The sequence below is a fragment of the Mycobacterium sp. NGS18 genome, from assembly GCF_059813185.1.
Map to the genome: position 1 here is coordinate 64792 of NZ_JCALEC010000013.1, position 14485 is coordinate 79276.

The window sequence follows — 14485 nt, forward strand, 5'->3', positions numbered from 1 at the left end:
CCAGCGAAAGGCCCCCAAATCGCCGTTGATTTGGGGGCCTTCGCGTTCTCGCCAGAGAAAAGCGGGTCAGGGCTGACCGTCGGTGCCGCCCTGGCCGGCGGTGCCGTCGGTGCCCCGAGTGCCGCCCAAGCCGTCCGAGCCGTCGGTGCCGTCGATGACGGTGTTGCCCTGCGAGACCTGACCCGCAGCTCCGCCGGAACCGCCGTCACCGCCCGCCGCGCCGGTCCCGGCCGTACCGGCCGCGCCACCAGCACCCGCGGTACCCGCGCCGTCGGCGCCGTGGCCGGCATTTCCGCCGTTGCCACCGCTACCGGCGTCACCGCCGTTCCCGCCGTTCCCGCCGGTACCGCCGTCACCGCCGTCACCGGCGGTGCTCACGTTCCCGTTGCTGACGGCACCGCCGGTGCCACCGTTACCTCCGGCACCGCCGACGTCGCCGTCCGCGCCGTTGCCGCCGCTACCACCGGCACCGCCGTCACCGCCGACACCACTCACCGTGCCGCCGGCTCCACCCGCTCCACCGGCACCTCCGTTGCTGCCGCTGGTGCCGCTGGCACCGTCGCCACCGTTACCGCCATTGCCACCGGTACCGCCGGTCGCGTCGCCGGTGCCATCGGTATCGCCGTAACCGCCGTTGCCACCGTTACCGCCGGCTGCCCCGGTGCCGCCGTTGCCGCCGTCGCCACCGTTACCACCGATACCGTTGCCGGTGTTGACGTCGCCGTTGCCGCCGATACCGCCGTTGCCGCCCGCCCCGCCGGCCCCGCCGTCCCCGCCGGTACCGCCGTCCCCGCCGGTGCCGTTGACGCCCAGCTCGGCGCCGAATACGGTGCCGCCACCCCCGCCGTTTCCACCGGACGCGCCGAGACCACCGCTACCTCCGGACCCGCCGTTACCACCGGTGGCGTCTTCGGCGGCGTTCGCGAAGCCGCCGCCGAGCCCGCCGTTGCCGCCGGCCTGCCCGACCGCCGCACCCGGATCGCCGGCGCCGCCGTCGGCCCCGATACCGCCACTGCCGTCGACGGTGGTGGGGGCGTCGGTGCCGTTTCCGGCCGCCGGCGGGATGTTCTGCGCCGGCGGGTTGCCGCCGGTGCCGTCCACGCCGTTACCGCCGGCGCCGCCCCTGCCGCCGTTGCCGATCGCCCCGGCCGCGCCACCGGCGCCGCCGTTACCGCCGTCCTGGGCGATGGTGCCGTTGCCGACGGTGACCACTTGGCCGTCAGCGCCCGCCCCACCGTTACCGCCGTTGCCGACTCCGGTGGCCGCCGCACCGGCGGTGCCGTCGGCGGCGGTGGTGCTGCCGTCACCGCTGAGCCCGCCGCTGCCGGCGCCGCCCGCGGTACCCGCGTCTCCGGCGTTGCCGCCGTTACCACCGCTGCCCGCGATGGTTCCGGTTCCTCCTGCGGCGCCGGCTCCGCCGTCACCGCCGTCACCGGCGTTGCCCGCGGCTCCGCCGTTGCCGCCGACACCGCCGGCACCTACGGCACCGTTGCTGTACCCGTCGGCCTGTGCCGCACCACCGGCACCGCCGGCGCCGCCGTTGGCGCCGGTACCGCCGTTGCCGCCGCTGCCGCCGTCGGTGCCGTCACCGCCGTCGGCGCCACTGCCGGCCTCGGCGTCGGCGCCGTTGGTGCCCTGAACGCCGTCGCCGCCCTTACCGCCGTTACCGCCCGCGCCACCGGCTCCACCGACACCGCCATTACCGGCGTTGGCTCCGCCTAAGCCACCACTACCGCCACTGCCGCCGAGGCCGCCGTCGGTGCCGTTGCCGCCGTCGAGGTCGGTGGCAGTGCCCGCGGTACCCGCGGCGCCGTTCGCACCGTTGCCGCCGGCCCCGCCGTTGCCACCGTTGCCGTACGCGCCGCCGTTGCCACCGGCGCCACCGTTACCGCCGGCCGCACCGGCCACCGCATTGGCATCGGTGGCCGCGTCGTAGCCGTTGCCGCCGTTGCCGCCGTTGCCGCCACCGCCCAGGGTGCCGTCGCTGCCGCTGCCGCCGAACAAGCTCGCTCCCAGGCCGCCCTTGCCGCCGGTGCCCGGTGCCGCACCGTTGCCGCCCGCGCCGCCGTTGAGGTTCGCCACGGTCCCGGCCGCGCCGTTGCCGCCGTTGCCGGCCGCGCCGCCAGTACCGCCGTTGCCGCCGATGCCCAGGATCGACGAACCGGCGCCCCCGTTGCCGCCGTTACCACCGTTGGTGCCGTTGGCACCGGTGCCATCCCCGCCATTGGCGAATGAGCCGGTCGTCCCGTTCCAGCCAGCACCGCCGATACCACCGTCGCCGCCGTTGCCGATCGCGCCCATGCCGAAGAAGTCCTGGGCCTGACCCGAGGAACCGCCGTTGCCTCCGTTACCGGCGGCCAGGGCCGCGGTCGCCGCACCGCCGGCGCCACCGTCGCCGCCGTTGCCCCACATCTCCCCGCCGTGGCCACCGTTGCCACCGTCGGCGCCCAGGCCACCGGCGCCACCGTCACCACCATTGCCGATCCCCCCGGCATGCCCGCCGTTACCACCGGCCATCTCGTCCACCGTCGACGACCAGCCATCACCACCATCGCCGAACCACAGCCCGCCGTTACCACCATCGGGATCGGCCTCGGTGCCATCGACACCGTTGCAGATCATCCCGCAGAAGCCTTCGGTGAACGGCGCGAACAGCTGGTTGATCATCCCGTTGACGCTCGCCCCGAAGTCAGAGTTGATCCAGTCCTGCATCATGTCGTGCAGCGGCATGTAGAAGTAGGTGTCCCACATCTGGGCCAGCTCCGCCCCTGACGCGTCGGCCGAACCGGACAGATCCCAGTCCGAGCCGGTGAACAGACTGTCGAAATCGTTGGACAGGTTGCCCCACGCACTCGGGTCGAACAGATCTGCCAACAAATCATCGAAGTCGGCATTGGCCGCCGGCGCCGACGCCAACGGCGCCATCCCGAACGCCAGGAACGCCCCGACCGAGGCGGCGGCACCTACCGCGCGGTCTCGCCGACGTGCCCGCGCCCGACTGTTCCCCTGTTCACGCCGACGCTCACCCATTGCTACTCCCCTTTCGAAACGGACTCAGCTGCCTCTCAGCCCGCAGCATAAACGACCTTAGGTTACACAACCGTCAATTTGTGAAATAAAGCTAAAACTCGCCCAAGTTCGCCTTATCGCGGCGACATCTCTGGCGTGGTCATTGCGTGGAATCGCCCGCGCAACAACTTTGTTAACGTTTCGTCAGCCCCGACCGGTGGCCCGGCTTGCTGCACAACGCCCAAGAACACGAGCTCTTATCAAGAGACCCGTCAGGAAATTTACGTGGAAAATAATTTACGAGAAAACTCTTAGTTTCCACAAGCGGACATCTTCGTTCTCCGGCCTCTGCGGCGTCCAGCCGACCGGAAACCGTGGGGCTATCGCGCCCACACGCTGTCGGCCACCCACGGGGAAGCCTGCGCGGCCACCGACCACGCCCACTCCTCCGGCACGTCGATCACCCGGTAGGCCTTCACCCCGGCGGCGGTCGCCGCGATCAGCGTCGCCACCCCGGCCCGGCGCTGAAACCAGCTTTGGCGCACCGTCCAGGCGATGATGCCCGCGGTGGCGATGCAGTAGCGGCGCTGTTCCCAACTGCCGGTACGGGCCGAAAGCCATTGCGGGTCAACGCGATGCCCCAGGGCACCCGCACGGTCGGCGGCCAGCAGCGCCGCGCAGAGCATCAGCGCCGCCCAGGCCGGCCAGTACCATGTCGGCACCGCCTCGACCGCCGCCACAACGGCCAGTCCCACCCCGAGCGCCACCGGCAGCAGCATCGCCCGCGTCCAGCGCCGGCGAACCGCCGCCGGGCCATGCCTGCGCAGCGGCCCGGTGACCGCGACGGCGTCGCCCACCAGCCCGATCAGCACCTGCTCGGCAGTGGCCCGCGGGCACGGCGGCAGCAGGATCGAGGACTCGCCCGCACCGGTGACGCCGGTCATCGCCGCGTCCAGCCGGGCGCCGCCGAACAGCCGCACCAGCAGGGGCCGGCGTAGTGTTCCGCCGCGCAGCCGGCGCATGTCATAGCTGTGCTGGCGCACCCGCAGCAACCCGTGGCTCAACTCCAGCACATCGGCGGCCGCCCCGGTACTGCGGGACAACACCAGATTCCCGTAGGTCAGCAGGGATCTCAGCACCGCCAGCATGATCGCCGCCACCAGCACCAGCGCGGCGATCACCGCCGCTGTCTGCTGCGGCCCGAACCGCTCGGCGGCGTCGCGCCAGAACCGGCTCAGCGGCGAATCCTCCAGTGCCTCCCAGGCTCCGCTCTGGTACAGCGCACCCACCGCGGCACCGATCGTCAGCAGCCCGGACAGATTCAGGGCGCTGTAGCGCAACCACGACGGGCGCCACCGGGCCAGCACCGTCGCGGGAGCCGGCGCCGGGGAGGCGACCGGCTGGCCGGTGTGTGCCAGCAGGGCCTTGCGCAGCCGCGGCGCCTGGCTGATCTCGACCGCGTCCAGCTCGAACATGGTGTCCCCAGCGGCCTGCTGGCCGGTGCTGACCCGCAGCACCGTCAGTCCCAGCAGCCGGTGCAGCAGCCGGGCATCGGTCTCCACCGAACGAATCCTGTTGCGCGGCACCGAAAGCACCTTGCGGCGTAGCAGGCCCGAGCGCAGCTGCACCCGGCCGGCCTCAGGGTCCGGTTCGATCCGGTAGGTGGTGGTGAACCAGCGCGTCACCCCGACCACGGCGATCACCCACACCACCGCGAGCACCCACACCGAATTATTGGTGGCCGAACCGAATACGACGACCGCGATCAGCAGCGGCAGCTCGCGCAGCGCCTCGTGCAGCGGATGCACCAGCAGCATCCGCGGGCTCAGCCGCTGCCACTGCTCAGCGCGTTGCATGCTGTTCATCTGCCTTCTCCGTGCCGTGGCGAAATGCGCATGCAGGTCAGCCTCTCGCCGCGCCCTACCTGGAACCGTAGCCGCAAAGGTTGCCTGGTGACCGCTATGAAGGCTCGTCTCCGGTGGGAGCGCCGTCGGCGGTGGCCAGGTGGCGCAGAACTCGTTCGTTGAGGGCGGCGAACATGTCGAGTTCAGCCGGGCTGAGCAGGTCGATGAAGTTTCGGCGCACATCGTCCACGTGGCCGGGTGCCGCCTTCTCGATGGCGGCGCGGCCGGCCGGCAGCAGGCAGACCATGGTGCTGCGCGCGTCGTCGGGGTTGGGCTCCCGGCTGATCAACCCGTCCTTCTGCATGCGCCGCACCTGGTGGGAGAGACGGCTCTTCTCCCAGCTCAGTGCTTTGCACAGTGCGTGGGCGGGCATGCGGTCTTCGTCGGAAGCCGAAAGCACCGCCAGGACCTCGTAGTCGGCCCCGGACAGGCCTGACTTCTGCAGGCGCCGGTTGAGGTGGGCCTCGATCTGTTGATGGGCGTACACGAAGGCCCGCCAGGCGCGGTCTTCACGCGGGCTCAGCCAGTTCGGTTCCATCCGCCTCCACGCCTCCTGTGTTTGTTGACGCATCAACAAAACGGGTTTAATGTTGATCTATCAACCTTTTCCATCGTAACTCAAGGCGGGACACCTCATGAGCAGCATCAGCATCATCGGCACCGGAAACATGGCCCGCGCGATCGGCGCACTGGCGGTAGCGGGCGGCAACACCGTCGAGATCATCGGCCGCGATCAGTCCAAGGCCGCTGACCTGGCCAAGGCTCTCGGCGGCGGCGCCACGACCGGAGAGTTCGGCGCCGTACCGGCCGGGGACATCGTCATCGTTTCCCTGTTGTACGCCAATGTCGTTCCGGTCGTCACCCAGTACGGAGACGCCCTCGCGGGCAAGGTCATCGTTGACATCAGCAACCCCTTCAATGCCGCGGCCGACGGGCTGGCCATCCCCGATGGCACCTCGATCGCCCAGGAAGTTGCCAAGGCGGCCCCGGCCAGCGCCAGCGTGGTGAAGGCCTTCAACACCATCTTCGGTGTTGTTTTGGCCCAGGGCCGGCCGCTCGACGTGTTCATCGCCGGCGACGACGCGCGCGCCAAAGCGGACGTCGCGGAGTTCATCGAGAGCCTTCAGCTGCGCCCACTGGACGTCGGCGACTTGCACATGGCGCACTGGCTGGAAGGAACGGGCCTGGTCATGATGGGCCTCGCCCGCCACGGGGTGGGCAACTACGACTTCGCCCTCGGCGCCGCCATCCCCGGCTGAGCCGCGCCACCGACGGCCCAAGCCGCGAACGAACCGGGCGCTGTGCGCCTAAATAGTTGAGGGATCACCGAAAGGATCTTTGTGATGAAGCTAGGTTTCGCACTTCCCATCGTCGGGCCCGCGATCGGCAGCGCTGCTGACCTGAGCGCGTTCTGCCGCGGACTCGAAGACCTCGGCTACGACACGCTGTGGGTCGGCGATCGACTGGTCACGCCGGTTCATATGCACAGCACCTATCCGGGCAAAGAGCAGCCCTACCCGCCGCAGATGACCCGCTACCTCGATCCGGTGTTGCTGTGGACCGTCGCCGCGACGGCGACCGACCGGATACGGCTGAACGCCAGTACGCTCAGCACGTTCTACTACGAGCCGGTGCACTTGGCCCGGCTGCTGACCACGCTCGACGTGCTCAGCGACGGCCGCCTGGACGTCGGCGTGGGACTCGGGTGGATGAAGGACGAGCACGACATCGCCCGCGGCGCGGACTGGCACCGGCGCGGGCCGATGCTCGATGACCTGCTGGCGTTCCTGCGGAAGTGGTGGACGACCACCCCGGTGTCCTGGGACAGCGAGTTCTTCACGCTGCCGCCGGTCCATGCCGACCTGCGCCCGGTCCAGGCCGGCGGGCCGCCCATCTGGATCGGCGGTGCCAGCGAGGCCGCGATGCGCCGGGTCGGCCGCAGCGGCACCGGCTGGCTCGGGGTCGAGGGGCTGCAGGAAGAGGTCACCGACCACTTGTGGGCTATTGCGCGCCGTGCGGCCAAGGATGCCGGCCGTGATCCGGACGCGCTGAAGACGGCCATGCGGATCAATCTCGAACCGGGCACATCCGTTGGCTCTGTTGCCGACAGACTCGAGCGCCTCGCCGGGTCCGGTGCCGATGAGGCGATCGTGGATGCCTTCGCGCTGTTCCCCACCCTTGACCAGATGCTTGACTTCGCCGGCCAGGTGATCGATCGATGGAGTGATCGGGGAAAGCTAGCTCGTTGCGGCTAGCCGCCGGACCGGCTCGCTTCTCAGGTGGCGTCCCCGGCGCCCAGCGAGGCGATGTCGGTCAGCTGCGCCACCACCCGGTCGGCGACCGGCGCATCCAGCGCCACGATGTGGACCGCCCCCGCCGAGGACGCGGTGGTCACCCGGACGTTGGCCAGCCCCAGCAGTCGATCCAGCGGCCCGCGGTAGGTGTCGACGGTCTGGATCCGCGAGATCGGCGCGATCCGGCGCTCCTGGACCAGCCAGCCCGTTCGGGTGTAGATCGCCTGGTCACTGATGTCCCACCGGTGCACGCGGTACCGCCACAGCGGCGCGATCACCGCGGACACCAGCAACCCCAGCGCGGTGACCGCCAAGGCAGCGATGTGCAGCCAGGCCAGCCGCTCATCGGCGAGCGCCCAGCCCAGTTGCAGCACGGCCAGCATCAGCCAGGGCACCGCTCCCACCAGGGCCCACACCAACGGCGCGCGCGAGCTCGGCGGATTGGTGGGATCAGCCACCGTGATCTCCCCGGGACGATGTGCGTTGGGCGCCATGCAACAGAGGATGACCTAGCGTCGCGGCGCTGTCATCTCCGGAGCGTGCAGAACTGGCCGACGTCGGTATCGTTTTCGAGATGGGCAGCCGGGACAAATGGACCGCGGAGGATGTACCCGACCAAACTGGACGCGTCGCGGTAATCACCGGCTCTAACACCGGAATCGGCTATCACACCGCCCTGGTGCTCGCTGAGCACGGCGCCGCGGTGGTGCTGGCGGTGCGCGACCTCGACAAGGGCCGAGCGGCAGCCGAAAGCATCACCACGGCCTGCCCGCACGCCACGGTCACCGTGCAGGAGCTCGACCTGAGTTCGCTGGCGTCGGTCCGCGACGCCGCCGAAGCGCTGGGCGCCGCTCACCGCCGCATCGACCTGCTGATCAACAACGCCGGTGTCATGTACACCCCTAAACAGACCACCGTCGACGGGTTCGAGCTGCAGTTCGGCACCAACCATCTGGGCCATTTCGCGCTGACCGGCCTGCTGCTGCCCCGGATGATGCGGGTGAAGGGTTCGCGCGTGGTGACGGTCAGCAGCATGGCCCACCGGATCATGGCGGCGATCCACTTCGACGACCTGCAGTGGGAGAACGGCTACAACCGGATCGCCGCCTACGGGCAGTCCAAGCTGGCCAACCTGTTGTTCACCTACGAGCTGCAGCGGCGGCTGGCCGCCAACCACAAATCGACGATTGCCGTCGCCGCGCACCCCGGCACCGCTAACACCGAGCTGACCCGCTACCTGCCGCCGTTGCTGCGTCCGGCCGACCGGTTGCTGATGCCGCTGGTCGTCCAGAGCGCGGCGATGGGCGCGCTGCCGACGCTGCGTGCTGCCACCGACACCAAAGTGGCCGGCGGGCAGTACTACGGCCCGAGCGGCATCGGTGAGCAGCGCGGCCACCCGAAGCTGGTCGATGCCAGCAAGCAGGCGCACGACGTCGAGCTCCAACAGCGGCTGTGGGCGGTCTCGGAGGAGCTGACAGGAATCAGTTTCCCGGTGTAGGCCAAAATGTCGGGATGCGTTCTGTCGAGGAACATCAGCGCGCTGTCGCGGACTTGATCCGTCCGCGTCCGCCGGTCACGCTTTCGCTATCCGATGCCGACGGACTGGTGCTGGCCGCGGATGTGATCGCGCCGATTTCCCTGCCGGTCTTCGACAACTCCGGCATGGACGGCTACGCCGTACTTGCCGACGAGGTAGCCGCGGCGACACCCGAGAACCCGGTGAAATTGCCGGTGGCCGAGGACATTCCGGCCGGGCGCACCGACATCCCCTCGCTGCAACCCGGTACCGCGCACCGCATCATGACCGGCGCACCGATCCCGTTCGGCGCCGACGGCGTGGTTCCCGTCGAGGCCACCGACGGCGGTACCGAGGTGGTGGAGATCAGTGCCGCCACCGCCCGGGGACGTCATATCCGCCGCGCGGGCGGCGACGTCGCCGAAGGTGCCACCGTGCTGTGGGCCGGCCAGCTCGTCAGTGCGCCGGCGGCCGGTTTGGCCGCGGCGCTGGGCCTGCCCGAGCTGACGGTGCGGCCCCGGCAACGGGTGCTGGTGATCTCCACCGGCACCGAACTGGTCAAGCCGGGAACCCCGCTGGCGCCCGGACAGATCTATGAGTCCAACGGGGTGATGCTGGCCGCCGCGGTGCGGGAGGCCGGCGCCGAGGTGGTGGCCGCGGCGACCGTCGCCGACGACACCGCCGCGTTCACCGCGGTGCTCGACCGCTACGGCGTGCGCGAGGGCGCGGTGGACCTGATCATCACCAGCGGCGGGGTCAGCGCGGGCGCCTACGAGGTGGTCAAGGACGTCTTCGGCCGGGACGGCGATCAGGGTGTGGACTTCGTCAAGGTGGCGATGCAGCCCGGCATGCCGCAGGGCATCGGGCGAGTCGGTGAAGCGGCGATCATCACCCTGCCCGGCAACCCGGTCAGTGCGCAGGTGTCCTTCGAGGTGTTCGTTCGCCCCGCGCTGCGCCGCGCGATGGATCTGCCCACACCGGACCGGCCGCGCCGCACCGCCATCCTCAGCGAGACGCTGACCTCCCCGGCCGGCCGGCGGCAGTTCCGGCGCGGCCTGCTCGACCATGAGACCGGGACCGTCACCAACTACGGCCCGCCGGCCTCGCACCATCTGCGCTACCTGGCGTCGGCCAACTGCCTGCTCGACATCGCCGACGAGGTGACCGAACTGCCGACGGGCACCCCGGTGGAGGTTTGGGACCTGACCGGGTGAGCCCGGCGGTTCAGCAAGGCTCGACGAAGGAGAGCCGAAGCTGGAACCGCCGCATGAGCCCGGCGGTTCAGCAAGGCCCGACGAAGGAGAGCCGAAGCCGGAACCGCCGCATGAGCCGAAGCCGGGACCGCCGGCAGCTTCTAAGATGGCCGGATGGCCAGACGACCCCGCCCGCCGGATGATCCCGGCGGTCTGCGACACCTGATCGAGCTCGTGCGCACGACGGTGCCGCCGATGCACCACGCCGGCGTGCCGTTCGTCGCCGGCGCGCTGGGCGTGGCGGCGCTGGGCCGCAAGCAGCGCTGGCTGCGCGGCGCCGGGCTGCTGGCCGCCGGCGCCAGCGCCGGGTTCTTCCGGCATCCGCCGCGGGTGCCGCCGACCCGCCCCGGAGTGGTGGTGGCCCCCGCCGACGGCATGGTCTGCCTGGTCGACACCGCCACCCCGCCCCCCGAACTCGACCTGCCCGACACTCCGCTGCCGCGGGTCAGCATCTTCATGTCGGTGTTCGACGCGCACGTGCAGCGGGCCCCGGTCGGCGGTGAGGTACTCGACGTGCGGCACCGGGCCGGCCAGTTCGGGTCCGCGGACCGCGCCGAGGCCAGCGAAGACAACGAGCGCAATAGTGTGCGGATCCGCACCGCCGACGGCGCCGAGGTGATCGCGGTGCAGATCGCCGGGCTGGTGGCGCGGCGCATCGTCTGCGACACCCGGCCCGGCGATCACCTGGCGATCGGTGACACCTACGGGCTGATCCGGTTCGGCTCACGGCTGGACACCTACATGCCGGTCGGGACGCAGCCGCTGGTCGGCGTCGGTCAGCGCATGATCGCCGGTGAGACCGTGTTGGCCCAGCTGCCATGACGGCCACCCCCCATCAGGCCGTCCCAGCGTCCCGCGCCCGGGGTCCGGTGGGTCTGCACATCCTGCCCAGCTCGATGACGGTGCTGGCCATCTGTGCGGGCCTGACCGCGATCAAGTACGCGTTGGACGGTCAGCCGCACGTGGCGATGGCGCTGATCGCGGCGGCGGCCATTCTCGACGGTCTCGACGGCCGAGTAGCCCGCATCCTGGATGCCGAGTCACGCATGGGCGCTGAGATCGATTCGCTGGCCGACGCCGTCGACTTCGGGGTGGCCCCGGCGGTGGTGATCTACGTGTCGCTGCTGTCGACGCAGCCGGCGGGCTGGATCGTGGTGCTGCTCTACGCGGTGTGCGTGGTGCTGCGGCTGGCCCGGTTCAACACCCTGCTCGATGACGCCACCCTGCCGGCCTACACCCGCGAGTTCTTCGTCGGCATGCCCGCGCCGGCCGGAGCCATCACGCTGATGGGTCTGCTGGCCGCGAAACTGCAGTTCGGCGACGGCTGGTGGACTTCGCAGTGGTTCACCTGCGCCTGGGTGGTGGCCACCTCGCTGCTGCTGGTCAGCCGCATCCCGATGCGCAAGATGCACGCGGTGTCGGTGCCGCCGCACCTGGCCGCGCCGCTGTTGGCGGTGCTGGCCCTGGTGGCCGCGGCGGCGTTCCTGTTCCCCTATGTGCTGGTGCTGGTGCTGATCGTGACGTACCTGTGCACCATTCCGTTCTCGGTGCGCAGCCAGCGCTGGGTGGCCGCGCACCCGGAGGCCTGGGAGCACGCGCCCCGGGAGCGCCGGGCCGCGCGCCGGGAGATCCGCCGGTCGCAGCCGAGTCGCCGCCCGGGTGTGCGGCGGGGCATCCGCCGGCCCAGCGGGCAGTCGATGGCACGGCTGCGGCTGCGCAAGCCCGGTCGCTGAGTTACCCGGCGCAGTACTCCCGCGTCGCCGATGACAACGCCTGCCGGGAGAACTCGTCGAATCGCCGCGCCGCGCTGACGTCTCTGATGGCCGCATCGAGGTGGGCGGGGCATTCCGGGGCGTGCAGCTGCTGCCACTGTAGGCCGAGCTGAGTGAGCATGACGTGGTTGAAGCCGTCGATGCGCGCCCGGGATGTCGCCAGGTCGGGGGCAGCGGCCGGGGCGCTGGCCGGGTTCAGCTTCCACTGCGCGAACCGGTAGTGCTCGAGCGCTTCGGTGGCGGCGATCTGGTCGGTGAAGATCTGGCGCACGTAGCCGACGTCGAGGTGTTCGGTCTCGGCGGCCGATGCCAGGGAGTCCAGTTGTTGTTGCACCCGGGCTGGGTCTTCGATGCCAGCGTTGGTGCGCCATTTGATGGCCGCCACGTCGTCGCCGACCTGCAGTCGCTGGGCGGCGGCCCCGACCAACTCGGCCAGCGGGTTGGGGTTATCGGCTCCGGCGGTGGGCGGTAGCGCCAGCAGGGTGACCGCGCAGATCGCCGACGCCGGAATGGTGCAGTATGCCGATAATGGCCGCATGGGTTCTATTGAAGAGCATCGGGACGGCGATGCCTGCCGGACCTCCTCCCGCCACCTGACGCTGATCGCCCGGCTGAACACCTCGGCTGTGGATTCGCGCCGCGGCGTGGTCCGGTTGCACGCCGAAGCGATTGCCGCCCTGGGCATTCGGGAATGGGATGCGGTGTCGCTGACCGGTTCGCGCACCACGGCAGCGGTGGCCGGATTGGCTGAGACGGGCTCGCCGGCCGGCGTGGTGCTGCTCGACGACGTGACCCTGTCCAACGCCGGTCTGCGGGACGGCACCGAGGTGGTGGTAGCAGCGGTGACGGTCTACGGCGCCCGCTCGGTGACGCTGAGCGGGTCGAAGCTGGCCTCGCAGTCGGTCTCGCCGGCCACTTTGCGCCAGGCGCTGCTGGGCAAGGTGCTGACCGTCGGTGACGCGGTATCGCTGCTTCCGCGCGATCTGGGTCCGGGCACCTCGACGTCCGCGGCCACCACCGCGCTGGCCTCAGCGGTGGGGATCAGCTGGACCTCGGAACTGTTGACGGTCACCGGCGTCGACCCGGCCGGACCGGTCAGCGTGCAACCGAACTCCTCGGTTGCCTGGGGCAACGGCACCGCAGTCGCGCCGTCGAATCGGATCGTGGCCACCGCATCCGCACCGCTGGGCGTCGACGACCTCAAAGGCTGCGCCGCACAAGCCGACAAGCTGACCGAGTGGCTCAAGCTGGCCCTGGACGAGCCTCATTTGCTCAAGACGCTCAACGCCGGCACCAACCTCGGCGCGCTGGTGTCCGGCCCGCCCGGGGTCGGCAAGTCCACGCTGGTGCGGGCGGTGTGTGCGCGCCGGCGGGTGGTCGAGCTCGACGGCCCCGAGATCGGGGCGAGGGTTCCCGACGAGCGACTGGCGGCGGTGCGCTCGGCCGTGACGGGAGTGCGCGACGGCGGCGGGGTGCTGTTGATCACCGACATCGATGCGCTGCTGCCGGAGACCCCCGAGCCGGTGAGCACCCTGATTCTGGCCGAGCTACGCAATGCCGTCGCCTCCGACGGGGTCGCGTTCATCGCCACCTCCGCGCTGCCGGACCGGGTCGACGCTCGGCTGCGCGCCCCGGAGCTGTGCGACCGGGAGCTGCGGCTGAGCCTGCCCGACGGCGCGACCCGCGCCGCGTTGCTGGGCGGAATGCTGAAATCGGTGCCCACCGATACCCTGGATCTTAATGAGATCGCCGATCGCACACCGGGTTTCGTGGCAACAGATCTTTCGGCGCTGGTGCGCGAAGCGGCACTGCGGGCGGCGTCGCGGGCCAGCGACAGCGGCGAGGAGCCGGTGCTGACCCAGGACGATCTGGCCGGTGCGCTCAGCGTGATCCGGCCGCTGTCCCGCTCGGCCGCCGCCGAGGTCTCCGTTGGCTCGGTCACCCTCGATGACGTCGGGGACATGGAAGCCACCAAACAGGCGCTGACCGAGGCGATCCTGTGGCCGCTGCAGCACCCCGACACCTTCACCCGCCTCGGCGTCGACCCGCCGCACGGCGTGCTGCTCTACGGGCCGCCGGGCTGCGGCAAGACCTTCGTGGTGCGCGCCCTGGCCGGATCCGGGCGGGTCAGCGTGCACGCCGTCAAAGGCGCCGAGCTGATGGACAAATGGGTGGGCAGCAGCGAACGGGCGGTGCGGGATCTGTTTCAGCGCGCCCGCGATTCCGCGCCGTCGCTGGTTTTCCTCGACGAGATCGACGCCCTGGCGCCGCGGCGCGGGCAGAGCTTCGACTCCGGGGTGACCGACCGGGTGGTGGCCGCGCTGCTCACCGAACTCGACGGCGTCAACCCGCTGCGCGACGTGGTGGTGGTCGGCGCCACCAACCGGCCGGAGCTGATCGACCCGGCCCTGACCCGGCCGGGCCGGTTGGAGAAGCTGGTGTTCGTCGAGCCTCCGGACGCCGACGCCCGCCGGCAGATCCTGCGAGTGGCCGGAAAGTCCGTGCCGCTGCACGACGACGTCGACCTCGACGCCTTGGCCGCCGATCTGGACGGTTACAGCGCCGCGGACTGCGTGGCGCTGCTGCGCGAAGCGGCCCTGACCGCGATGCGGCGCTCCATCGACGCCGCCGACGTCACCAATACCGATATCACCGCGGCGCGGGAAAACGTCCGGCCCTCACTGGATCCCGCTCAGATCGAGACGCTGCGCTGCTTCGCCGCGGCGCGTTAACTCGG

At 70.6% G+C, this 14485-nt stretch carries 12 protein-coding genes; 7 read left to right on the forward strand and 5 right to left on the reverse strand.

The window, feature by feature from the left end:
- Positions 1-66: 66 nt before the first annotated feature.
- The 3 genes from AC5Y31_RS19610 to AC5Y31_RS19620 all read right to left on the reverse strand — a co-directional run bounded on the left by AC5Y31_RS19610 (position 67) and on the right by AC5Y31_RS19620 (position 5451).
- Positions 67-3030 carry a PGRS repeat-containing protein gene (locus AC5Y31_RS19610; protein ID WP_499982315.1) on the reverse strand — a complete coding sequence of 988 codons (2964 nt, stop codon included), beginning with the start codon at positions 3028-3030 and terminating at the stop codon, positions 67-69.
- 359 nt (positions 3031-3389) lie between these two features.
- Positions 3390-4865, reverse strand: a complete 1476-nt coding sequence (locus AC5Y31_RS19615; RefSeq protein ID WP_499982386.1) for a PH domain-containing protein — start codon at positions 4863-4865, stop codon at positions 3390-3392.
- Between the two features lie 103 nt (positions 4866-4968).
- The gene (locus AC5Y31_RS19620; protein ID WP_499982316.1) at positions 4969-5451 is read right to left on the reverse strand and encodes a MarR family winged helix-turn-helix transcriptional regulator; all 483 of its coding nucleotides are present in this window, start codon (positions 5449-5451) and stop codon (positions 4969-4971) included.
- A gap of 97 nt (positions 5452-5548) precedes the next feature.
- Here AC5Y31_RS19620 and AC5Y31_RS19625 point away from each other — a divergent pair, with 97 nt between their 5' ends.
- Together AC5Y31_RS19625 and AC5Y31_RS19630 are read left to right on the forward strand one after the other, a co-directional pair.
- Positions 5549-6172, forward strand: a complete 624-nt coding sequence (locus AC5Y31_RS19625) for an NADPH-dependent F420 reductase (protein WP_499982318.1) — start codon at positions 5549-5551, stop codon at positions 6170-6172.
- Between the two features lie 84 nt (positions 6173-6256).
- On the forward strand, positions 6257-7168 hold the full coding sequence (locus tag AC5Y31_RS19630) for a TIGR03619 family F420-dependent LLM class oxidoreductase (protein WP_065023402.1): 912 nt from the start codon (positions 6257-6259) through the stop codon (positions 7166-7168).
- A gap of 20 nt (positions 7169-7188) precedes the next feature.
- Here the strand turns inward: AC5Y31_RS19630 and AC5Y31_RS19635 are convergent, their stop codons facing one another.
- Positions 7189-7701, reverse strand: a complete 513-nt coding sequence (locus AC5Y31_RS19635) for a PH domain-containing protein (protein WP_109470684.1) — start codon at positions 7699-7701, stop codon at positions 7189-7191.
- Positions 7702-7781: 80 nt separating this feature from the next.
- Here AC5Y31_RS19635 and AC5Y31_RS19640 point away from each other — a divergent pair, with 80 nt between their 5' ends.
- From AC5Y31_RS19640 to pssA, 4 genes are all read left to right on the forward strand, one after another.
- Positions 7782-8705 (forward strand): SDR family NAD(P)-dependent oxidoreductase, encoded by a 924-nt coding sequence (locus tag AC5Y31_RS19640; RefSeq protein WP_065023401.1) that lies wholly within the window; start codon positions 7782-7784, stop codon positions 8703-8705.
- A gap of 14 nt (positions 8706-8719) precedes the next feature.
- A complete protein-coding gene (gene moeA, locus AC5Y31_RS19645) occupies positions 8720-9937 on the forward strand; it encodes a molybdopterin molybdotransferase MoeA (RefSeq protein WP_499982323.1) in 1218 nt (405 codons plus the stop codon).
- Between the two features lie 153 nt (positions 9938-10090).
- Entirely contained in the window at positions 10091-10798 is a 708-nt protein-coding gene (locus tag AC5Y31_RS19650; protein WP_301631821.1) for a phosphatidylserine decarboxylase, read from the forward strand.
- Entirely contained in the window at positions 10795-11709 is a 915-nt protein-coding gene (gene pssA / locus AC5Y31_RS19655; RefSeq protein WP_499982328.1) for a CDP-diacylglycerol--serine O-phosphatidyltransferase, read from the forward strand. Before AC5Y31_RS19650 ends, pssA begins: the two co-directional genes overlap by 4 nt.
- 1 nt (position 11710) lies before the next feature.
- Here pssA and AC5Y31_RS19660 read toward each other — a convergent pair whose 3' ends face one another.
- Complete coding sequence (locus tag AC5Y31_RS19660; protein WP_499982332.1) at positions 11711-12286, reverse strand: chorismate mutase; 576 nt, start codon at positions 12284-12286, stop codon at positions 11711-11713.
- On the opposite strand from AC5Y31_RS19660, the gene AC5Y31_RS19665 reads away from it, so the two are divergent.
- Complete coding sequence (locus tag AC5Y31_RS19665) at positions 12285-14480, forward strand: AAA family ATPase (RefSeq protein ID WP_499982334.1); 2196 nt, start codon at positions 12285-12287, stop codon at positions 14478-14480. The two genes, AC5Y31_RS19660 and AC5Y31_RS19665, sit on opposite strands and share 2 nt — an antisense overlap.
- The last annotated feature ends 5 nt before the right edge of the window (positions 14481-14485 follow it).